Annotated in this window: 20 protein-coding genes; 8 read left to right on the top strand and 12 right to left on the bottom strand. The window is 51.5% G+C overall.

What is annotated here, in order from left to right:
• Positions 1–9: 9 nt before the first annotated feature.
• The 8 genes from atpF to asnC all read right to left on the bottom strand — a co-directional run bounded on the left by atpF (position 10) and on the right by asnC (position 6,628).
• Positions 10–480, bottom strand: a complete 471-nt coding sequence (gene atpF / locus FDX04_RS23810; RefSeq protein ID WP_003827022.1) for a F0F1 ATP synthase subunit B — start codon at positions 478–480, stop codon at positions 10–12.
• 59 nt (positions 481–539) lie between these two features.
• Positions 540–779, bottom strand: a complete 240-nt coding sequence (gene atpE / locus FDX04_RS23805) for a F0F1 ATP synthase subunit C (RefSeq protein ID WP_003023794.1) — start codon at positions 777–779, stop codon at positions 540–542.
• A gap of 46 nt (positions 780–825) precedes the next feature.
• A complete protein-coding gene (gene atpB / locus FDX04_RS23800) occupies positions 826–1,641 on the bottom strand; it encodes a F0F1 ATP synthase subunit A (protein ID WP_042311404.1) in 816 nt (271 codons plus the stop codon).
• Between the two features lie 7 nt (positions 1,642–1,648).
• Positions 1,649–2,029 carry a F0F1 ATP synthase subunit I gene (atpI, locus tag FDX04_RS23795; protein ID WP_042311402.1) on the bottom strand — a complete coding sequence of 127 codons (381 nt, stop codon included), beginning with the start codon at positions 2,027–2,029 and terminating at the stop codon, positions 1,649–1,651.
• Between the two features lie 614 nt (positions 2,030–2,643).
• Positions 2,644–3,267: a 16S rRNA (guanine(527)-N(7))-methyltransferase RsmG gene (rsmG, locus tag FDX04_RS23790; RefSeq protein WP_137361475.1), complete on the bottom strand. Its 624-nt coding sequence runs from the start codon at positions 3,265–3,267 to the stop codon at positions 2,644–2,646.
• Positions 3,268–3,369: 102 nt separating this feature from the next.
• Positions 3,370–5,259, bottom strand: coding sequence for a tRNA uridine-5-carboxymethylaminomethyl(34) synthesis enzyme MnmG (gene mnmG / locus FDX04_RS23785; protein WP_137361476.1), 1,890 nt, complete (start codon positions 5,257–5,259; stop codon positions 3,370–3,372).
• Positions 5,260–5,631: 372 nt separating this feature from the next.
• Complete coding sequence (gene mioC, locus FDX04_RS23780; RefSeq protein WP_137361477.1) at positions 5,632–6,081, bottom strand: FMN-binding protein MioC; 450 nt, start codon at positions 6,079–6,081, stop codon at positions 5,632–5,634.
• An 88-nt stretch (positions 6,082–6,169) separates the two neighbouring features.
• Complete coding sequence (gene asnC, locus FDX04_RS23775) at positions 6,170–6,628, bottom strand: transcriptional regulator AsnC (protein ID WP_003023780.1); 459 nt, start codon at positions 6,626–6,628, stop codon at positions 6,170–6,172.
• Between the two features lie 151 nt (positions 6,629–6,779).
• Here asnC and asnA point away from each other — a divergent pair, with 151 nt between their 5' ends.
• On the top strand, positions 6,780–7,772 hold the full coding sequence (gene asnA, locus FDX04_RS23770) for an aspartate--ammonia ligase (RefSeq protein ID WP_042311395.1): 993 nt from the start codon (positions 6,780–6,782) through the stop codon (positions 7,770–7,772).
• A 3-nt stretch (positions 7,773–7,775) separates the two neighbouring features.
• On the opposite strand, the gene viaA is transcribed toward asnA, so the two are convergent.
• Together viaA and ravA are read right to left on the bottom strand one after the other, a co-directional pair.
• Positions 7,776–9,227: an ATPase RavA stimulator ViaA gene (gene viaA, locus FDX04_RS23765; protein WP_137361478.1), complete on the bottom strand. Its 1,452-nt coding sequence runs from the start codon at positions 9,225–9,227 to the stop codon at positions 7,776–7,778.
• Positions 9,221–10,717 carry an ATPase RavA gene (gene ravA, locus FDX04_RS23760; protein ID WP_137371584.1) on the bottom strand — a complete coding sequence of 499 codons (1,497 nt, stop codon included), beginning with the start codon at positions 10,715–10,717 and terminating at the stop codon, positions 9,221–9,223. The genes viaA and ravA overlap by 7 nt, the downstream gene beginning before the upstream one ends.
• A 329-nt stretch (positions 10,718–11,046) precedes the next feature.
• On the opposite strand from ravA, the gene kup reads away from it, so the two are divergent.
• The 7 genes from kup to rbsR all read left to right on the top strand — a co-directional run bounded on the left by kup (position 11,047) and on the right by rbsR (position 18,992).
• Entirely contained in the window at positions 11,047–12,915 is a 1,869-nt protein-coding gene (gene kup, locus FDX04_RS23755; RefSeq protein ID WP_042311390.1) for a low affinity potassium transporter Kup, read from the top strand.
• Positions 12,916–13,107: 192 nt separating this feature from the next.
• Positions 13,108–13,527 (top strand): D-ribose pyranase, encoded by a 420-nt coding sequence (rbsD, locus tag FDX04_RS23750; protein WP_137361479.1) that lies wholly within the window; start codon positions 13,108–13,110, stop codon positions 13,525–13,527.
• Positions 13,528–13,534: 7 nt separating this feature from the next.
• On the top strand, positions 13,535–15,040 hold the full coding sequence (rbsA, locus tag FDX04_RS23745) for a ribose ABC transporter ATP-binding protein RbsA (RefSeq protein WP_079226197.1): 1,506 nt from the start codon (positions 13,535–13,537) through the stop codon (positions 15,038–15,040).
• 5 nt (positions 15,041–15,045) lie between these two features.
• A complete protein-coding gene (gene rbsC, locus FDX04_RS23740) occupies positions 15,046–16,011 on the top strand; it encodes a ribose ABC transporter permease (protein WP_003023762.1) in 966 nt (321 codons plus the stop codon).
• Between the two features lie 24 nt (positions 16,012–16,035).
• Positions 16,036–16,926: a ribose ABC transporter substrate-binding protein RbsB gene (rbsB, locus tag FDX04_RS23735; protein WP_006687780.1), complete on the top strand. Its 891-nt coding sequence runs from the start codon at positions 16,036–16,038 to the stop codon at positions 16,924–16,926.
• A gap of 140 nt (positions 16,927–17,066) precedes the next feature.
• Entirely contained in the window at positions 17,067–17,996 is a 930-nt protein-coding gene (rbsK, locus tag FDX04_RS23730; protein WP_042311386.1) for a ribokinase, read from the top strand.
• 3 nt (positions 17,997–17,999) lie between these two features.
• Entirely contained in the window at positions 18,000–18,992 is a 993-nt protein-coding gene (gene rbsR / locus FDX04_RS23725) for a ribose operon transcriptional repressor RbsR (RefSeq protein WP_137361481.1), read from the top strand.
• On the opposite strand, the gene mdtD is transcribed toward rbsR, so the two are convergent.
• Complete coding sequence (gene mdtD, locus FDX04_RS23720; RefSeq protein ID WP_038635809.1) at positions 18,958–20,385, bottom strand: multidrug transporter subunit MdtD; 1,428 nt, start codon at positions 20,383–20,385, stop codon at positions 18,958–18,960. The genes rbsR and mdtD overlap by 35 nt on opposite strands.
• A 3-nt stretch (positions 20,386–20,388) precedes the next feature.
• Entirely contained in the window at positions 20,389–21,093 is a 705-nt protein-coding gene (locus FDX04_RS23715; protein WP_042311382.1) for a FadR/GntR family transcriptional regulator, read from the bottom strand.
• Positions 21,094–21,257 lie beyond the last annotated feature (164 nt).

Raw genomic sequence — 21,257 nt, 5'->3', positions numbered from 1 at the left:
CCTCCCTCCTTACAGTTCAGCGACAAGTTTGTCCACGATGTCGCTATTAGCAGCTTCATCCACGGAACGTTCGATGATCTTCTCGGCGCCAGCAACAGCCAGGATAGCAACTTGCTTACGCAGCTCTTCGCGAGCACGTTTACGCTCGGCGTCAATTTCCGCCTGCGCCTGTGCCACGATTTTAGTACGTTCCTGCTCTGCTTCAGTTTTAGCTTCGTCCAGGATCTGAGCACGGCGTTTGTTCGCCTGCTCGATGATTACCTGAGCTTCCGCCTTCGCTTTTTTCAGCTGGTCGGTCGCGCTGGCCTTTGCAAGGTCAAGATCCTTATGTGCTCGTTCTGCAGAAGCAAGGCCGTCAGCAATTTCTTTCTGACGTTTTTCGATGGCAGCCATTAACGGCGGCCATACGTACTTCATGCAGAACAGAACGAACAGGACAAACGCGATGGCCTGGCCGAGGATTGTTGCGTTAAGATTCACAGCACAATGCCTCTATCTAGTTAACGTTCTGATATTGCTCTTAATTCAAGCAACGCTTACTACGCGACAGCAAACATCACGTACAGACCCAGACCTACAGCGATCATTGGGATTGCATCCACCAGACCCATAACGATAAAGAACTGAGTACGCAGCAGAGGAATCAGATCCGGTTGACGCGCTGCGCCTTCCAGGAATTTACCCCCGAGGATGCCGATACCGATCGCAGCACCGATTGCCGCCAGACCCATCATCACAGCGGCAGCAATGTACAGCAGATCCATATTCAGGTTTTCCATGACAGTCTCCAGTTTGTTTCAGTTAAAACGTAGTAGTGTTGGTAAATTAATGCTCTTCAGATGCCATCGACAGATAGACAATCGTCAGAACCATAAATATGAAGGCTTGCAGCGTGATAATCAGTATGTGGAAAATGGCCCACGGCACATTCAGAATCCACTGTGACCACCACGGCAACAGACCAGCAATCAGAATGAAAATCAGCTCACCAGCGTACATGTTACCGAACAGTCGCAGACCAAGAGAGATTGGTTTGGACAGCAGGCTTACCCCTTCAAGGATTAAGTTGATAGGGATGAACGCCCAGTGATTGAACGGCTGCAGCGTCAACTCTTTCGCGAAGCCACCGATGCCTTTCATTTTGATGCTGTAGAACAGAATAAGGATAAATACGCCCAGCGCCATCGACAGGGTGATGTTCACGTCAGCGGACGGAACCACACGCAGAGCCGGCAGGCCAAAGATATGCTCACCGATGTACGGCAGCAGGTCGATAGGCAGCAAATCCATAAAGTTCATCAGGAATACCCAGACGAAAATCGTCAGGGCCAGCGGAGCAATCAGCTTGCTTTTGCCATGGTACATGTCTTTCACGCTACCATGCACAAAGCCGATTATCAGCTCAATCGCAGTCTGAAATTTACCTGGTACGCCACTGGTCGCCTTTTTGGCAACACTACGGAACATTAACAGGAACAACAGACCCAGAACCACCGAGAAGAAAATGGAGTCAATATTGAGCGTCCAGAAGGTGGCTGGGGGGTTGTGCGGATCCACCAGCGAGAATGTACGTAGGTCCAACTGAAGGTTATTCAGATGGTGTCCTATGTAATCCTGCGGCGTCATATTTTCTGAAGCCATGATGCCTTTACCCTTTGTTGTTAATTACAGCCGGCGCCAGTATCTGAACCACCAGCACCAAAACCCACGTAACGATCAGCGGCACGAATACCGCTTTCAAAACAGCCAACGCCACCACCAGCAACACCAGCATCGCTAACACCTTGAAGGCTTCGCCGAAAGCGAACGTCCAGGCTACCCGACCTTTCGCTGGTGTATGCACCTGGTGACGCCAGGCGAATATCATAAACAACACGTTGGGCAGTAACACTGCCAATCCTCCGCACAGTGCGGAGATGCCCCAGAAGGGGTCTTTGAGGCTAAACAGCAATCCACTTGCTATTACCGCCAGAAGCTGTGTGAGCAAAAGCTTACGAGCAACGTTTCGACTCAAGAGCGACATAGACATCACGTGTTTACTCCTGCTCCCTTCGAGGTATGCCGCGTGTCGTATAAAACGTTCTTTATGGCTTAGAGTCAAGCATCAAAAAGCGGTCAAATTATACGGTGCGCCTTCGTGATTTCAAACAATAAGTAGCTAAAAAGTGAATAAATGTTTAAATATTTTTCGCTGCGCCACATTTATTACTTTTTGGCAAACTGTGAACGATCATGCAAAACTGCAAATGCCGCGAAAACACTGGCGTTAAAGCGTGCACCAGATCACATATTGAACATATTCCCCTTCGCATAATTTATTTACGTGGCAAATGGTGCCATTTCATCTTTTTGATATTTAAGCGTAAAAAGCGACACTATTTCAAAAACAACGCCTAACAACAAAAGAACCACTGATTGACATTTATAATAAAAAATTAACACAAGCGGTGATTCTTAGGTTCTATTTTTAGCAGACTGATATTTTCACAGTTGACTTGTTTCGCTTTTAACAAAAAACGGTACGTTATAGTTATGATGCAAAACCGTAAGGTAGAGGTGAAATGTGACAGCATTTCGCCACACTACCCTCTATAACTTTTAACACCTGAATAGACGTTTTTTCTCTATTTTTTTTGATAAAAATTAAATTTTGTTTGGCTTAATAACCACCAAATGACGTTCGCCATCCAGTTGCGGAACGCGCAATTTTTCAACTGACTCGACGCAAAATTCTACAGGCAACGAGGCTATTTCATCTTCAGGCAACTGCCCTTTGAGTGCATAAAAGCGTCCGTTCTGGCCAGGCAAGTGATGACACCAGCTCACCATATCATTGAGGGACGCGAAAGCACGGCTAATCACCCCATCAAATGGCGGCTCTGAAGGAAATTCTTCAACCCGACTTTGCACAGGCGTGATGTTAGTAAGACCAAGCTCATGCTGCACCTGACGTAAGAAACGGACCCGTTTTCCCAAGCTATCCAACAGTGTGAAATGCGCTTCAGGCCGCACGATAGAGAGTGGAATTCCCGGCAGACCCGGTCCTGTGCCAACATCAATAAAGCGCTCGCCCTTCAGATAAGGCGCAACAACAATACTGTCCAGAATATGGCGCACCAACATTTCATTGGGATCCCGCACCGACGTCAGGTTGTATGCTTTATTCCATTTATGCAGCATATCGACATACGCAATCAGCTGATTTTTCTGGTGATCGGTAAGAGAAATACCGGCATCAGCCAGCAGACGAGAGAGTTTGTTGAGCACGGTCATTACCTGTTAATAATCAAATGCCCGATGCGCTTTCGCTTATCGGGCCTACAAATTTGTAGGGCGGGTAAGCGAAAGCGCCCCGCCAAATTAGTGTTATCAAGCGCTGCGGCGCAGCATACCTTGTTTTTTCAGCCATACCAGCAGAATGGAAATGGCGGCAGGCGTTACGCCAGAAATGCGCGATGCCTGGCCGATCGATACCGGTTTGTGATCGTTCAGTTTGGCGATGACTTCATTCGACAAGCCCGAGACCTGGCGATAATCCAGCGTTGCAGGCAACAGGGTATTCTCATTACGCTGTTGTCTTTCGATTTCTTCCTGCTGACGAGCGATATACCCTTCGTATTTCACCTGAATCTCAACCTGTTCTGCGGCCTGAGCATCGTCAAGCGCCGGTGCGAATGCAGATAAAGAGGTCAACTGAGCATAGGTCATATCCGGACGACGCAGCAGATCTTCACCGCTAGCCTCACGAGATAAAGGTGTTGCCAGGTGAGCGTTCACTTCTGCTGCAGATTCCGCTAATGGGTTTACCCAGGTTGATTTGAGACGCTGGCGTTCCTGTTCGATGCGCTCCAGCTTCTCGTTGAAGCGAGCCCAACGCTCATCGTCCACCAGACCGAGTTCACGGCCAATTTCGGTCAGACGCAGGTCGGCGTTATCTTCACGCAGCATCAAGCGATATTCAGCACGTGAGGTAAACATGCGGTACGGTTCTTTGGTTCCCAGGGTGCAGAGATCGTCAACCAGCACGCCAAGGTAAGCCTGATCGCGACGCGGCGCCCAGCCGTCTTTCTCCGCAGACAAGCGTGCGGCGTTGAGACCAGCCAGCATCCCTTGCGCGGCGGCTTCTTCGTAACCGGTTGTACCGTTGATCTGGCCAGCAAAGAACAGACCGTGGATGAATTTGCTTTCCAGCGTCGGTTTCAGGTCGCGCGGATCGAAGAAATCGTACTCAATCGCATAGCCAGGACGGACGATTTTCGCGTTTTCCATTCCCTGCATGGAACGAACAATTTGCATCTGCACATCGAACGGCAGGCTGGTGGATATACCGTTCGGATAAATTTCGTTAGAAGTTAGTCCTTCCGGTTCGAGGAAGATCTGATGCTGGTTGCGATCGGCAAAGCGCATTACTTTGTCTTCAATCGACGGACAGTAGCGCGGGCCGATGCCTTCGATCACGCCAGCGTACATTGGGCTACGATCGAGGTTATTGCGGATCACGTCGTGGGTTTTCTCATTGGTATGCGTGATGTAACACGGCATCTGGCGCGGATGCTGAGAAGCGTCGCCCAGGAATGAGAAGACCGGCATCGGGTCATCGCTGTTTTGCTGACCCAGCACGCTGAAATCAATCGTGCGTGCATCAATACGCGGCGGCGTACCGGTTTTCAGGCGGCTGACGCGCAGCGGCAGTTCACGCAGACGGCGTGACAACGGAATAGACGGCGGATCGCCAGCACGGCCGCCGCTGTAGTTGTCCAGACCAATATGAATTTTGCCGTCGAGGAAAGTCCCCACGGTTAATACGACCGCTTTGGCACGGAACTTCAGTCCCATTTGGGTTACAGCACCCACAACACGATCGTTTTCAACAATCAGATCTTCAACCGCCTGCTGGAAGATCATCAGGTTGGGTTGATTCTCCAGCGCGGTGCGTACCGCCTGACGATAGAGCACACGATCGGCTTGAGCTCGGGTAGCGCGAACGGCTGGCCCTTTGCTTGCGTTTAGTATCCTAAACTGAATGCCGGCATGGTCGATCGCTTTTGCCATCAATCCACCAAGCGCATCCACTTCTTTTACCAGGTGTCCCTTCCCAATACCGCCAATCGCCGGGTTGCAGCTCATCTGCCCCAGAGTATCGATATTGTGTGTCAAAAGCAGGGTTTGTTGTCCCATTCGCGCCGCGGCCATTGCGGCCTCGGTGCCTGCATGACCCCCGCCAATGATGATGACGTCAAAAGGATCCTGATAAAACATGGTAATTGCCTCGCATAACGCGGTGTGAAAATGGATTGAAGCCCGGGCCGTGGATTCTACTCAACTTTAGTCGATCGAGAAAGACCTGGGATCCTGGGTATTAAAAAGAAGATCTTTTTATTTAGAGATCTGTTTTACTGTGATCTATTATTAGGATCGCCACTCTCTGTGGATAAGAGCGATCCTTTGAATAAGATCAACAGGTTGCTGAGGATCATTAGCTGTGAATGATCGGTGATCCTGGTCCGTATAAGCTGGGATCAGAATGAAGGGTTATACACAACTCAAAAACTGAACAGCCGTTATTCTTTGGATAACTACCGGTTGATCCAAGCTTTTAACCAGAGTTATCCACATAAAAAAGTCCGATCTTTACAAATCTCTGAGCAATGGATGCCAGGATCCCAACCAAATTTCAGCCGGATCTTCCGGAATTTCATGTTCCAGCACGTTGATCTTCAGCGTTTCGCCGATCTGTTTTGCCCCACAGGCTTTCAGTTCTGCTTCCAGCTTGTCGATTGCGCCGCAAAAGGTGTCATATTCACGACTGCCGATGCCGATTGCGCCGAAGTGTACTTGTGACAGGTCCGGTTTTTGCTCGCGTAATGCTTCATATAAAGGTTGCAGGTTGTCAGGAATGTCTCCGGCACCGTGTGTGGAGCTGATCACCAGCCAGATCCCTTCGCCTGGAACCTCATCCAGCATTGGGCCGTGCAGTATTTCGCTGGAAAAACCGGCGTCGTCCAGCTTTTCTGCCAGATGTTCTGCTACATATTCCGCACTGCCAAGCGTGCTGCCGCTGATAAGAGTGATGTCTGCCATGCTCGCCCACCTTTATAAAGAAGGCGCATTGTACGCTGTGAGCGAGCTGGGATCTACCTGTGGAAAAATGTGGGATTAAAAAAAACGATCACGGCTTGATGGTACGCATGATCGGGTTCTGCAGGACGATCAGGGTTTCAGTGGACTGAATTTCATCAATTGTTTGGATCTTGTTGATAAGTACCTGTTGCAGCGCGTCGATCGACTTGCACATCACCTTAATAAAGATGCTGTAGTGTCCGGTGGTGTAATACGCTTCGGTCACTTCATCAAGACTTTCCAGCCTGGCCAGCGCTGACGGATAGTCCTTCGCGCTTTTCAGGATGATGCCGATAAAGCAACCGACGTCATAACCCAACTGTTTGGGACTGACATCAATACGCGCACCGGTGATGATCCCGGCCTGCTTCATCTTCTCTACGCGAACGTGAATTGTCCCCGGACTAACGCCAAACTGTTTGGCCAATTCGGCGTAGGCGGTGCGGGCATTTTCCATCAGGGCATCAAGAATGCCGCGGTCCAGATTGTCGATCTGATAATTTTCCATAGGTTTTTCTTATGTAGATTAATGATTCCTTCTATTTTAGACGCTAATTTTAACGAATCAAAATCGAAGTTGGCTTTTTGTTTGTTGATTATTGAATATTACCTCCATTCTGTTGCTTAATCATAGGCAACAGGACACAGGAGTACACATAATGAAAACCGCTTACATTGCCAAACAACGTCAAATTAGCTTCGTAAAATCTCATTTTTCTCGCCAGCTGGAAGAGCGTTTAGGTCTGATCGAAGTTCAGGCTCCGATCCTCAGCCGCGTAGGAGATGGCACGCAGGATAACTTGTCTGGCTGTGAAAAAGCGGTGCAGGTGAAGGTTAAAGCATTGCCAGACGCTCAATTCGAAGTGGTTCATTCACTGGCGAAGTGGAAGCGTCAAACGTTAGGACAACACGACTTTAGCGCAGGCGAAGGGCTGTACACGCACATGAAGGCCCTGCGTCCCGATGAAGATCGCCTCTCCCCACTGCACTCAGTGTATGTTGACCAGTGGGACTGGGAGCGCGTGATGGGCGACGGTGAGCGTCAATTCTCCACTCTGAAAAGCACGGTAGAGGCTATCTGGGCGGGAATTAAGGCCACCGAGGCTGCGGTTAGCAAAGAGTTTGGTCTGGCACCGTTCCTGCCAGAGCAGATCCACTTTGTTCATAGCCAGGAGCTGTTATCTCGTTATCCGGATCTTGACGCGAAAGGTCGTGAACGTGCGATCGCAAAAGAACTGGGCGCAGTATTCCTGGTAGGGATCGGCGGCAAGCTCAGTGACGGTCACCGTCATGATGTACGCGCACCGGATTATGACGACTGGAGTTCGTCCTCCGAGCTGGGTCATGCCGGGCTGAACGGTGATATTCTGGTGTGGAACCCGGTTCTGGAAGATGCGTTTGAACTGTCTTCTATGGGGATCCGTGTGGATGCCGACACCCTGAAACACCAGCTTTCTTTGACCGGTGATGAAGATCGCCTGAGTCTGGAATGGCACCAGGCGCTGCTGCGCGGTGAAATGCCACAGACAATTGGCGGCGGGATTGGGCAGTCGCGTCTTACCATGCTGTTGCTGCAATTACCACATATTGGTCAGGTTCAGTGTGGTGTATGGCCGGCACAGGTACGTGAAAGCGTTTCTTCCCTGTTGTAAGAATTAACGCCGCCAGCGTCTGAGCAGGCGGCTTCGCATCCCGGTATCAAAGCGCCAGATATGATCGAAAATGCGCATGATGCCGGGTTTGCCGTGTGCTGACATCGCCACCGCATGAAAACGATGCTGGTGCAATCGCTGTAATTCCCCCACTTTATTGACGACCTCATCGGGCAATCGCTGAGCGATAAAATCAGAGATCACCACCGCATCGGCATCAAACCATTCCCGGCCCTGCATGCGCTCAATAATGGCGCGAAAGCAGCTGGCAATATCGGTACCGCCGCGAAAACGCTGGCTTAAAAAACGGATCGCTTGTTCAATACCTTCCGGGCCAGACAGCTCATAGCGGACCACTTCTGTTGAAAACAGCATAATGAAACAGCGCCGGTTATCGGCCAGGGCGACGCGCATTAGCGCCAGGCAAAAGGCTTTCGCACACTGCTCATTAAACCCGCCCATTGATCCAGACGTATCTACGCAAACAATAAAAGGTCCGCGCGGCTGCTCATCAAAATCCTGATGCACCACCGGACGTTCCGTTACTTTCTCGCGCCATGCCTCGCCGTGCAGACGATAGGTCAACAGCTGCTTTTCCACCAGCCGTCGGTAGAATTCGTATTCCAGTTCAGTAATACCCAGTGTGGCCAGTTCCGGCGGCAACAGGCGCAGGATGTCATCGCTTTGCTGGATGCCATCCACCTGTTCCGGGACGGTGGCGGGTTCCCGCACAAGGGTACGGAAGGTCTCCATGGGCGCATCTTTACGCGGCACTGATTTCGCTTCTCTGGAACGGCCTAACTGTTCAGCCAGACGCTGGAGTTCGGGTTGTTGCGTCAGGAATTCGCCATATTTCACCATCAGTTGATAATCGCCGCGCTTGATTTGACCTGCGCTCATATCCCATAACCGGCCTGCGGCGTTGTCGTTTTCTGCCAGAACGGGTTCCAGTTGCCCGCTGAGGGTCATCCGCTCCTGGACTTCACTAAGTAAATGTTCACGCTCATCTTCCAGCAGTTGCTGATTTAGCGTTGTGGTTTGCACTACCAGACTCAGGCGCCAGCGCTGGAGAAAAAGCGTATGCAGGGCGGGCGTAAAGGTACTGTTGTCATCAACCAGTTGCTGAGCTTGCCCGGCCCACGGCGAATGGAGGCGGTGTAATAGCGCCAATATTTGCGGGAGCTGGACTATAAACTGCGCATGTGAGAGGAGCTGGCTTTGTTGATAGCACATGACCTCTTCCATCAACTCCGGCGGTACATGGGTATCTTTGAGACGACTGCGCAATGATTCACGCCAACGGGGGATATCGTCAGTAATCGCTTTTTTAAGGCGAGGAAACTTTTTAAAAAACACCACCATCTTTGGAGAAGCCAGCAGGGCGACGATCATCTCTTCGATCATCGCCTCTTCACTGACTGCCAGCATGATATTGAGCGTATCAAGGGTTAGCATTGTTGCGCCTGGCGGATTTGTGCCCCGACATCCTGCAGGCTGGCCTCAATGCGGGCTAACCAGTCGCTATGAATAAACAGACATTTTTGCTGGTCGCTGAATGCGCTGTGCTGCTGGTGCCACTCGTTATCAAGTGCTTCAAGCTGCTGTTTTATCTCATCAGGCATACTCTCTTGCGATGCACCGGGCAGCGCCAGACGAGAGCCTTGCAAACTGACGTCGCGCACAACCAGATGCTGTGCACTATCGACTTCCATGTTCAGCGTTTGGGCGAAGCCGATCCCGTTTAATTTTCCGCGGATCTCACCGCCTTTGGTTAGCCACATTTCCAGCGCACTACGTTCAAAAGCAATATGGATAACTTCCATATCATGCAGCTTTAAAGGCTTTTGTAGCAGTAATGTCACGACTGAAGACGTAGCTTCTGGCGGTAAATCATAATGAGGGCGGCGACTGAACATTCCACCCTGACGGATTACCGTGAACGCCGTTTTGTCGCTTTGTTGCTGCTGGAGTTGAATGCGGCGCTGCACAATGCTGCCCAGGCGCGTCAGCATGGCTTGCTGCTGCCAGGCGTGTCCGGTCATCAATATTTCAAGCTGCTGTTGCATCAGATTCAGGCTTTGCGCGTCGTACCACAAGCAATCTTTCAGCAGGATCAGGTCGATAGGCACGACCGCATCACGTCCGCTGAAGAAGGCGCTGGCCTGAAGTAAGCGGATAGCTTTTTTCCAGCGACGATCGGAGACATAAGGGGCATTCGGTAATGCGTCTAACTGCTGGCGCAGCGTGAAAATAAGCTCAAAGACGCGATCGGGCAGCTTGATGGCGCCAATGTCCTTTTGCCACTGGTAATACTCTTCATCCGTCACCTGTAACGACGTCGGAACCGGGTTGTCACTTTCATCCTGCTGGCTTAACAACATGGAGCGGAAGTTGGCCTTGTCCTGAACTTTATCCAGCCACAGACGGATTAACATACGGTCGTACAGCGCTTCCAGACTGCTGTCTGCTTCAGGCAGTTCGTTGGAGGCGGCCACCAGCAGACGCATCGGGATTTTCTCTTCGTGCGCGCCGTTACGAAAATGCCGTTCGTTAATGGCGGTCAGCAGAGTGTTGAGAATGGCCGGGCCTGCTTTCCAGATTTCATCGAGAAAGACAATTTCAGCTTCGGGTAAGTAGCCCGCCGTTAAGCGTTCATAGCGACCTTCGTCTTTCAGCGCCTGGATAGACAGTGGGCCAAACACCTCTTCTGGCGTAGAGAAGCGCGTCATCAGATATTCGAAAGCACGGGCGTTTTGAAAGGCGAACTTTAGTCGACGGGCGATTAAGCTTTTTGCGATCCCTGGAGGACCTAATAAGAATACGCTCTCGCCGCTTAGAGCAGCCAGCAGGCAAAGGCGAATGGCGTGGCTACGTTCATAAAGTCCCTTTTCCAGCGCATTGCTCAGACGGGAAATTCTTTCCGCTAATAAATGTGGGTGAGCCATAATGAAGTGGCGTCCTTTCGCCAAATGTACTGCGTAAACTGCGAGTATAGATGCTTCACACCAGTGCAGTAATAGACTGAAGGTGCGCTTATTTTTCTTTGAGCCAGATTAATCTGGTCTCATTTAGGGGTACGATTTTATGATTAATCGTGCATACTGTGCGCCTTTTTGTGGGCCAAGGGACGACGCACACATTTCTTATATATACACCATATCAATCATACTGCACCAAGGCGGCAATGGAGTTTTCTTCTGGGATGGGGGGAATAACGAATGCAGCCCACACGGAGTGGCTTGAGTGATGATGTGTATAAACGAAAGACGAGTCTATGAGCACTGATAATAAACAATCATTGTCTGCGATTACCCTTGCGGCCATTGGGGTTGTCTACGGTGATATTGGTACCAGCCCACTTTATACGCTTCGTGAATGTTTGTCTGGCCAGTTTGGTTTTGGCGTTGAACGTGATGCTGTGTTTGGTTTTCTCTCGCTGATTTTCTGGCTGCTGATCTTTGTTGTCTCCATTAAATATCTGACGTTTGTCATGCGTGCGGATAACGCCGGGGAAGGTGGGATCCTGACGTTGATGTCATTGGCCGGGCGCAATACCTCGGCACGAACAACCTCGATGCTGGTTATCATGGGGTTGATTGGCGGCAGCTTCTTCTATGGTGAAGTGGTGATTACGCCAGCCATTTCAGTGATGTCGGCGATTGAAGGTCTGGAGATCGTTGCTCCGCAACTGGATACCTGGATTGTTCCGCTCTCGATTATCGTGCTGACCCTGCTGTTTATGATTCAAAAACACGGTACCGGCATGGTTGGAAAACTGTTTGCGCCGATTATGCTGCTGTGGTTCCTGACGCTCGCGGTATTAGGCGTGCGCAGTATTATTGGTAATCCGGAGGTACTGCAGGCGCTCAATCCGTATTGGGCGGTGCATTTCTTCCTCGAATTCAAAACGCTGTCCTTTATAGCGCTGGGTGCGGTGGTGCTATCGATTACCGGTGTTGAAGCGCTGTATGCGGATATGGGCCACTTCGGTAAGTTGCCGATTAGACTGGCATGGTTCTCCGTGGTATTACCTTCGCTGGTGCTGAACTATTTTGGTCAAGGGGCGCTGCTGTTAAAGCATCCTGAAGCGATCAAAAACCCGTTCTTCCTGCTGGCGCCGGACTGGGCATTGATACCACTCCTGATCCTCGCCGCACTGGCAACGGTTATCGCTTCGCAGGCGGTTATTTCCGGTGTCTTCTCGCTGACGCGTCAGGCCGTGCGTCTGGGGTATTTGTCGCCGATGCGGATCATTCATACTTCGGAAATGGAATCGGGTCAGATCTACATCCCCTTCGTTAACTGGATGCTCTATTTTGCGGTAGTTATCGTGATTGTGAGCTTTGAACACTCCAGTAATCTGGCCGCGGCGTACGGGATTGCGGTAACGGGAACAATGGTACTGACGTCTATTCTGTCTACCACAGTGGCGCGCAAAAACTGGCACTGGAATAAATACTTCGTCTTCCTGATCCTGGTGGCGTTCTTGTGCGTCGATGTTCCGTTGTTCTCCGCGAACCTCGATAAACTGATTTCCGGCGGTTGGCTGCCGCTGACGCTGGGTCTGGTGATGTTCACCATCATGACCACGTGGAAAAGCGAGCGTTTCCGTCTGCTGCGTCGCATGCATGAGCACGGCAACTCTCTGGAGGCGATGATTGCCTCTCTGGAGAAATCCCCACCGGTACGCGTGCCGGGAACGGCGGTATATATGTCGCGTGCGCTGAACGTCATCCCGTTTGCGCTTCTGCATAACCTCAAGCATAACAAGGTGCTGCATGAGCGCGTTATTCTGCTGACGCTGCGCACGGAAGATGCGCCCTATGTTCACAACGTGCGTAGGGTACAGATTGAGCAGTTATCGCCCACCTTCTGGCGCGTGGTGGCTAGCTACGGTTGGCGCGAAACGCCGAACGTGGAGGAAGTGTTCCACCGCTGCGGTCTGGAAGGCTTAAGCTGCCGGATGATGGAAACGTCCTTCTTTATGTCGCATGAGTCGTTGATTGTCGGTAAACGACCATGGTATTTGCGTCTGCGCGGCAAGCTGTATCTGCTGCTACAGCGCAATGCGCTGCGTGCGCCGGACCAGTTTGAAATTCCACCGAACCGGGTTATTGAGCTCGGTACTCAGGTAGAGATTTAAGGTAATCGACGCCCTCTTTCATCACGAAAGGGGGCGTTTTGTTTTGTCCCTCCCAGTTTTCATTTCATCGAATGATAATCCTTGCGAAACGTTTCGATGGCGATCACATTTTCGTAACGTCGCGGTGGTTTTCTGTCCACTCTTCGCACTACACTTATCCTCAGCGAAACGTTTCGCTAGTGGGGAAAGAAAATGAAGAAAGGCACGGTACTCAACTCTGAAATTTCAACGGTGATCTCCCGTCTGGGGCATACCGATACGCTGGTGGTGTGTGATGCAGGTTTACCCATCCCGAGCAGCACAACGCGTATTGATATGGCATTAACCCAGGGCGTACCTTCTTTTATGCAGGTACTGGATGTGGTTACACGTGAAATGCAGGTCGAGGCGGCCATTCTCGCGACGGAAATTAAACAACATAATCCGCAACTCCACGAAACGTTGCTCAGCCACATTGAGCAACTGCAACAACACCAGGGAAACACCATAGAAATTCGTTACACCACGCATGAACAATTCAAAAAACAAACCGCAGACAGTCAGGCGGTAATTCGCAGCGGAGAGTGTTCTCCGTATGCGAATATTATTCTCTGTGCTGGCGTCACGTTCTGAGGCCATCATGAACGCATTACTGCAACTCAAAGGGATCGATAAAGCGTTCCCGGGCGTAAAAGCGCTATCCGGCGCTGCGCTGAATGTCTATCCAGGCCGCGTAATGGCGCTGGTGGGCGAAAACGGCGCGGGCAAATCTACCATGATGAAAGTGCTGACCGGGATCTACACCCGTGATGCTGGCTCTTTATTGTGGCTGGGGAAAGAGACCACCTTTAACGGTCCAAAATCCTCTCAGGAAGCCGGCATTGGTATCATCCACCAGGAACTTAACTTGATCCCGCAACTCACTATCGCTGAGAACATTTTTCTTGGCCGTGAGTTTGTGAATCGCTTTGGCAAAATTGACTGGAAGAAGATGTACGCCGAAGCCGATCTGCTGCTCGCCAAACTCAATCTACGCTTTAAAAGCGACAGGCTGGTCGGTGAGCTGTCGATTGGCGATCAGCAAATGGTCGAAATTGCTAAAGTGCTGAGCTTTGAATCGAAGGTCATCATTATGGATGAGCCGACGGATGCGCTCACCGATACCGAAACTGAATCTCTGTTCCGAGTTATCCGCGAGCTGAAATCGCAGGGGCGCGGCATTGTCTATATCTCCCACCGTATGAAAGAGATCTTCGAAATCTGTGATGACGTGACCGTCTTCCGTGACGGGCAGTTTATTGCCGAGCGTGAAGTCGCAACGCTGACTGAAGACTCGCTGATTGAAATGATGGTGGGACGTAAGCTGGAAGATCAGTACCCGCGTCTGGAAAAAGCGCCGGGTGATATCCGTCTGAAGGTCGATAATCTGTGCGGCCCTGGGGTAAATGATGTTTCGTTCACGCTGCGTAAAGGCGAGATCCTTGGCGTATCGGGGCTGATGGGCGCCGGACGTACCGAGCTGATGAAAGTGTTGTATGGCGCATTGCCGCGCACCAGCGGCTACGTCACGCTTGATGGGCATGAAGTTGTCACCCGTTCGCCACAGGATGGCCTTGCAAACGGCATCGTCTATATTTCTGAAGACCGTAAACGTGATGGCTTAGTGCTGGGCATGTCGGTGAAAGAGAACATGTCACTGACCGCGCTGCGCTATTTCAGCCGCGCCGGTGGAAGCCTGAAGCATAAAGATGAGCAGCAGGCGGTAGGTGATTTTATTCGTCTGTTCAATGTTAAAACGCCATCGATGGAACAGGCTATCGGCCTGCTCTCAGGCGGTAATCAGCAGAAAGTGGCCATTGCGCGCGGTCTGATGACCCGACCAAAAGTCCTGATCCTCGATGAGCCAACGCGCGGCGTCGACGTTGGAGCTAAGAAAGAAATTTATCAGCTTATCAACCAGTTTAAGGCCGATGGGCTGAGCATCATTCTGGTCTCCTCTGAGATGCCAGAAGTATTGGGCATGAGCGATCGTATTATCGTTATGCATGAAGGGCATCTCGGCGGTGAATTCTCTCGCGAGCAGGCCACTCAGGAAGTATTAATGGCTGCCGCTGTGGGCAAGCTTAATCGCGTGAATCAGGAGTAAAAAAGATGACTACCCAGGCTGTTTCTGGTCGCCGTTATTTCACTAAAGCATGGCTTCTGGAGCAAAAGTCGCTCATCGCTCTGTTAGTGCTGATCGCGATTGTTTCCACCATGAGCCCCAACTTTTTTACCGTTAATAACCTGTTCAACATTCTCCAGCAAACGTCGGTAAACGCCATCATGGCCGTCGGCATGACGCTGGTCATCCTGACGTCGGGTATCGATCTGTCCGTCGGTTCATTGCTGGCGCTTACCGGTGCGGTTGCAGCGTCCATTGTCGGTATTGAAGTCAATGCGCTGGTAGCCGTTGCCGCTGCTCTGGCGCTCGGCGCTGCCATTGGCGCAGTAACCGGGGTCATTGTCGCGAAAGGCCGCGTGCAGGCGTTTATCGCCACGCTGGTGATGATGCTGCTACTGCGTGGTGTGACCATGGTGTACACCAACGGCAGTCCGGTAAATACCGGGTTTACTGACAATGCCGATCTGTTTGGTTGGTTTGGTATTGGTCGTCCGTTAGGCGTCCCTACGCCTGTGTGGATCATGGGGATTGTCTTCCTGGCGGCGTGGTACATGCTGCATCACACGCGTCTGGGTCGTTATATCTACGCGTTGGGCGGTAACGAAGCGGCGACGCGTTTGTCCGGTATCAGCGTGAGTAAAATCAAAATTATCGTTTACTCCCTGTGCGGTCTGCTGGCATCGCTGGCGGGTATCATTGAAGTGGCTCGCCTCTCCTCAGCGCAGCCGACGGCAGGTACTGGCTATGAGCTGGATGCTATCGCCGCGGTGGTGTTAGGCGGTACCAGCCTGGCGGGCGGTAAAGGACGTATTGTTGGGACGCTGATCGGCGCATTGATTCTTGGTTTCCTCAATAATGGTTTGAATTTGTTAGGTGTATCCTCCTATTACCAGATGATCGTCAAAGCGGTGGTGATTTTGCTGGCGGTACTGGTAGACAACAAAAAGCAGTAACAACGATTACAGGACATCTTAAATATGAACATGAAAAAACTGGCTACCCTGGTTTCTGCTGTTGCGCTGAGCGCCACCGTGAGCGCGAATGCGATGGCGAAAGATACCATTGCGCTGGTGGTCTCCACCCTCAATAACCCGTTCTTTGTGTCGCTGAAGGATGGCGCGCAAAAAGAGGCGGATAAACTGGGCTATAACCTGGTGATTCTGGATTCACAGAACAACCCGGCGAAAGAGCTGGCTAACGTTCAGGACTTAACGGTTCGTGGAACTAAAATTCTGCTGATTAACCCGACTGACTCTGATGCCGTGGGTAACGCCGTGAAGATGGCTAACCAGGCGAAAATTCCGGTTATTACCCTGGATCGTCAGGCTACAAAAGGTGATGTGGTGAGCCACATTGCGTCTGATAACGTGCTGGGCGGTAAAATTGCGGGTGATTACATCGCGAAGAAAGCAGGTGAAGGCGCGAAGGTTATCGAACTGCAGGGGATTGCCGGTACTTCAGCGGCGCGTGAGCGTGGTGAAGGTTTCCAGCAGGCTGTTGCGGCACACAAATTTAACGTACTGGCCAGCCAGCCGGCAGATTTCGACCGCACCAAAGGTCTGAACGTCATGCAGAACCTGCTGACCGCACATCCTGACGTGCAGGCCGTATTTGCCCAGAACGATGAAATGGCGCTGGGTGCGCTGCGCGCACTGCAAACCGCGGGTAAATCTGATGTGATGGTGGTTGGATTTGACGGCACTCCAGATGGCGAAAAAGCAGTAAATGATGGCAAACTGGCTGCGACCATTGCTCAGTTACCGGATCAGATCGGCGCGAAAGGCGTGGAAACTGCGGATAAGGTTCTGAAAGGCGAGAAGGTTCAGGCTAAATATCCGGTTGATCTGAAGCTGGTCATCAAGCAGTAATACCGATTCAGGTCGCTCGCGGCCTGATGGAGACATAAATACGCCATCCCTGGACCTGGTTCTGAGGATGAAAGCGTAAAAAGAAAAGCAGGGCACGCGCCACCCTAACCCGGTGGCGCACTTTACTGGACACTCCGAACATGAAAACCGCAGGCAACCTCGTCGTTCTTGGCAGCATCAATGCCGATCACATCCTCAACCTTAAATCTTTCCCAACGCCTGGTGAAACCGTAACCGGTAGCCATTATCAGGTCGCATTTGGCGGAAAAGGCGCTAATCAGGCTGTTGCTGCGGGTCGTAGTGGCGCGAACATCGCGTTCATTGCCTGTACGGGGGATGACGATATTGGCGAAAGTGTGCGTAAACAGTTGGCCAAAGATAATATCGATATTGCGCCGATCAGCGTCATTTCGGGGGAATCGACCGGTGTGGCACTGATTTTTGTTAATGGTGATGGCGAGAACGTCATTGGCATTCACGCCGGTGCAAACGCAGCCCTTTCTCCTGCGCTGGTGGAAGCACAGCGCGATCGCATTGCGCAGGCCTCCGCCTTACTGATGCAGTTAGAGTCGCCGATCGAAAGCGTGCTGGCTGCGGCAAAAATTGCCCAGCAAAATAAGACCACGGTCGCCCTTAACCCGGCTCCGGCGCGTGAACTTTCTGACGAGCTGTTGGCGCTGGTGGATATTATTACCCCGAATGAAACCGAGGCTGAGAAGCTGACGGGGATCCGGGTAGAAAACGATGAAGATGCGGCCAAAGCAGCGCAGGCATTACACGCGAAAGGGATCCATACTGTACTGATTACTTTAGGTAGTCGCGGAGTGTGGGCCAGCGTGAATGGTGAAGGTCATCGAGTGCCTGGTTTTAAAGTGGACGCCGTTGATACCATCGCTGCCGGGGATACCTTTAACGGCGCATTAATTACAGCGTTACTGGAAGAGACACCGCTGCCTGAAGCGATCCGTTTTGCCCATGCAGCTGCGGCGATTGCGGTCACCCGTAAAGGTGCGCAGCCTTCCGTTCCATGGCGCGAAGAAATAGAAGCGTTTTTAAGTCAACAGAGGTAACGCTTGGCTACAATGAAGGACGTCGCCCGCCTGGCGGGTGTTTCTACGTCGACGGTTTCTCACGTCATCAATAAAGATCGCTTTGTCAGTGAGTCTGTCACTGACAAAGTTGAAGCGGCAATTAAAGCGCTTAACTACGCGCCTTCCGCGCTGGCGCGTAGCCTCAAGTTAAACCAGACCCGCACGATTGGCATGTTAATCACTGCCAGTACCAACCCCTTCTATTCTGAGCTGGTGCGCGGCGTTGAACGTAGCTGTTTTGAGCGCGGCTACAGCCTGGTACTGTGCAATACCGAAGGCGATGAACAGCGCATGAACCGTAACCTGGAAACGCTGATGCAAAAACGCGTGGACGGCTTGCTGCTGCTCTGCACGGAAACACATCAGCCTTCCAGAGAGATAATGCAGCGTTATCCTTCTATACCGACCGTGATGATGGACTGGTCGCCTTTTGATGGTGAAAGCGATTTGATTCAGGATAACTCCCTGTTAGGCGGGGACTTAGCCACTCAGCATCTTATCGAAAAAGGTTTTACGCGCATTGCCTGCATCACTGGCCCGCTGGATAAAACCCCGGCGCGTTTGCGTCTGGAAGGATATCGGGCAGCAATGAAGCGAGCGGGGTTGCCTGTCCCGGAAGGCTACGAGATTACCGGTGACTTTGAGTTCGGTGGCGGTTTTGAAGCTATGCAAACGTTGTTATCACATAAACAGCGACCGCAGGCCGTTTTCACCGGGAACGACGCAATGGCCGTCGGCGCGTATCAGGCATTGTATCAGTCAGGATTGCGCATTCCGCAGGATATGGCGGTGGTGGGTTATGATGATATCGAACTGGCACGCTATATGACGCCACCGCTGACGACCATCCATCAACCCAAAGATGAATTGGGCGAACTGGCCATCGATGTGTTAATCCACCGGATGGCGCAACCCGCATTGCAACAGCAACGCCTGCAACTTACTCCTGTTTTGATGGCGCGGGGGTCGGTTTAGGCTTGTGCCGATCTTTGATCAGGTTACGTCCATCTTTGGCTTTTAGCAGCATAAACATCAGCGCAGAGACAATAGTGATCGCGCCCATGGTTATGAAGGTGTAATGGAACTGTTCAACCGTATTGGTACCTTCCATGCCTTCATAGATCCGCAGGACGGCGGCGCTGATAGCGACCCCTAAACTGATCGACAGTTGCTGCGTAACGGCCAGCACGCTGTTACCGCTGCTGGCGTTCTCATCGGTCAGGTCCGCCAGAGTGATGGTATTCATTGAGGTAAACTGGGTGGACATCGCCATACCTAAAATAAACAACGGTAGGATCAGCATCCAGACCGGCATGGCAGGAGATTGCAAAGCGAATTGCGCAATCATCAGGCCGATAAACACCGTAACACCCACCAGTGTCGTTCTGTAGCCGAGTCGGCGTAGTACCTGTGTCACCATCGATTTTGCCAGTATTGAGCCCAGCGCCGTTGGCGCCATCATGCAACCCGCAATTAGCGCCGGATATCCAAAGCCTACCTGCAGCATCAGCGGCATTAAGAACGGCACACATCCGGTGCCCAGACGCGTGGCAAGGTTTCCAGCGATCCCGACGGAAAAGGTTCTGGTCTTAAATATTGGAAGCGATATAAGCGGCGTTGGGTGACGACGCGCGTGACGAATGTAGGCAAGCAGCAACAGAATACTGGTCACAATAATGCTGAGTGCGACCCAGGTAGCGACAAGCTTCTCACCAAACAGCTCAACACCACTGGAAAACAACACCAGACTCAGGCCAAAGAGGAAGAAACCTGTCATATCAAAGCCGCGGCGCGGCGTGGTGAAGTTCGGCATATATTTGCGTGCATAGAAGATACCCGCCACGCCAATGGGAATATTAATCAGGAAGATCCAGTGCCAACTGGCCCACGTCACCAGAACACCGCCCAATACCGGACCTAAAATTGGGCCCACAAGACCCGGCATGGTCACGAAGTTAAGCACTGGGAGTAGTTCGCTGCGTGGGTAAGCTCGCAATAAAGCCAGACGGGCAACAGGCATCATCATCGCGCCGCCGATGCCCTGGATGACGCGGAAAACTACCAGTTCACTTAAGGAACTGGATAGCGCGCAGGCCAGCGATCCCAGCGTAAACAGGCTCACGGCAATCATAAAGACGCGTCGGGTACCGAACCTGTCTGCCAGCCATCCACTCACCGGGATCAGCATGGCGACCGTCAGGGTATAACTGATAATAGCCGACTGCATGGCGAGTGGAGAGCGGTTAAGGCTGTGCGCTATTGCGGGTAAGGCGGTATTGAGGATAGTGGCGTCTAATGCCTGCATAAAAAAGGCCATGGCTGCTATCCACGGCAGCCCGGCCATACTGCGAGATTTCTTTTCTGACATATATTATTTATCCGGTAGCACGTTCGGTGCTATCAGCAATGCCTGACAGGCGGTGAAGGCGCGATCGCCATCGCTATCCTCTATCGCATCGACAATAGCCTGGTGCAAATCCAGCTTTACCACATCGTTATAGGTAATAGAGGTAAAGTAAGTCTGGTAGACGGAATGGAACAGTGATGCAAAGGAGATAAGGAACGGATTCGCACTCATTTCATAGATGTGCTCATGCCAGGCGATATCAACTTCTATCCAACGGTCGCGCCGGAAATTTCTTTTCAGCTCGACCATCTCTTCCATCAGTGTATTGAGATGCGCTTTCTGTTCTGCCGTCCCGATAGTCGCCGCCAGTAAACAGGCCTGAGGCTCCAGACTGATACGCATCACCAGAAAATGTTTTATGACCTGAGGGAAATTATCTTCCGTCATCCACCAGGTAAGCAGCTCCTGGTCGAGGAAGTTCCAGTTTGCCTGAGGCATGACGCGAGTGCCAATACGCGGGCGTGGTAATACCATACCTTTTGCCGTTAACGTTTTTACCGCTTCTCTTACTGCGGTACGACTCACGCCAAACTGATCGCCCAGCTCTATTTCACCGGGCAGGATAGCACCCGGTGCGTATTCACCTTTTAATATTCGCTGGGCTAGCTTTTCGGCCAGAACGTAGGACAGATTCTTCTGTGCGGCTAGCTGTTGGGCATTTAAAGGCATGAATGTTATTCCTTACTCTTTTTCTTATTCATTAGTATGCCACCAGGAAGTGTGATTGCGGCTGCAAAAACGGCAAATTGCTTATTTTATGGCATGTTAATGGTGTTTTTGGTGAAAAAATACGCACTCGGAAAGTTATTTTAAATTTCCCCTTGTCAGCCTGA

The sequence above is a fragment of the Citrobacter sp. wls615 genome, from assembly GCF_005281355.1.
Taxonomy (GTDB): domain Bacteria; phylum Pseudomonadota; class Gammaproteobacteria; order Enterobacterales; family Enterobacteriaceae; genus Citrobacter; species Citrobacter werkmanii.
The sequence above is the reverse complement of the archived record's forward strand: the minus strand, read 5'-3'. Positions and strand labels throughout refer to the sequence as shown.

What these genes read in the sequence shown, in the direction of transcription:
- rbsA (WP_079226197.1), top strand. Translation starts at nt 13,535, where the DNA reads ATGAACGCATTACTGCAACTCAAAGGGATCGATAAAGCGTTCCCGGGC.
- rbsB (WP_006687780.1), top strand. Translation starts at nt 16,036, where the DNA reads ATGAACATGAAAAAACTGGCTACCCTGGTTTCTGCTGTTGCGCTGAGC.
- mdtD (WP_038635809.1), bottom strand. Translation starts at nt 20,385, where the DNA reads ATGTCAGAAAAGAAATCTCGCAGTATGGCCGGGCTGCCGTGGATAGCA.
- atpE (WP_003023794.1), bottom strand. Translation starts at nt 779, where the DNA reads ATGGAAAACCTGAATATGGATCTGCTGTACATTGCTGCCGCTGTGATG.
- FDX04_RS23715 (WP_042311382.1), bottom strand. Translation starts at nt 21,093, where the DNA reads ATGCCTTTAAATGCCCAACAGCTAGCCGCACAGAAGAATCTGTCCTAC.
- kup (WP_042311390.1), top strand. Translation starts at nt 11,047, where the DNA reads ATGAGCACTGATAATAAACAATCATTGTCTGCGATTACCCTTGCGGCC.
- viaA (WP_137361478.1), bottom strand. Translation starts at nt 9,227, where the DNA reads ATGCTAACCCTTGATACGCTCAATATCATGCTGGCAGTCAGTGAAGAG.
- rbsK (WP_042311386.1), top strand. Translation starts at nt 17,067, where the DNA reads ATGAAAACCGCAGGCAACCTCGTCGTTCTTGGCAGCATCAATGCCGAT.
- atpI (WP_042311402.1), bottom strand. Translation starts at nt 2,029, where the DNA reads ATGTCTATGTCGCTCTTGAGTCGAAACGTTGCTCGTAAGCTTTTGCTC.
- ravA (WP_137371584.1), bottom strand. Translation starts at nt 10,717, where the DNA reads ATGGCTCACCCACATTTATTAGCGGAAAGAATTTCCCGTCTGAGCAAT.
- mnmG (WP_137361476.1), bottom strand. Translation starts at nt 5,259, where the DNA reads ATGTTTTATCAGGATCCTTTTGACGTCATCATCATTGGCGGGGGTCAT.
- rbsD (WP_137361479.1), top strand. Translation starts at nt 13,108, where the DNA reads ATGAAGAAAGGCACGGTACTCAACTCTGAAATTTCAACGGTGATCTCC.
- asnC (WP_003023780.1), bottom strand. Translation starts at nt 6,628, where the DNA reads ATGGAAAATTATCAGATCGACAATCTGGACCGCGGCATTCTTGATGCC.
- atpB (WP_042311404.1), bottom strand. Translation starts at nt 1,641, where the DNA reads ATGGCTTCAGAAAATATGACGCCGCAGGATTACATAGGACACCATCTG.
- mioC (WP_137361477.1), bottom strand. Translation starts at nt 6,081, where the DNA reads ATGGCAGACATCACTCTTATCAGCGGCAGCACGCTTGGCAGTGCGGAA.
- rbsC (WP_003023762.1), top strand. Translation starts at nt 15,046, where the DNA reads ATGACTACCCAGGCTGTTTCTGGTCGCCGTTATTTCACTAAAGCATGG.
- asnA (WP_042311395.1), top strand. Translation starts at nt 6,780, where the DNA reads ATGAAAACCGCTTACATTGCCAAACAACGTCAAATTAGCTTCGTAAAA.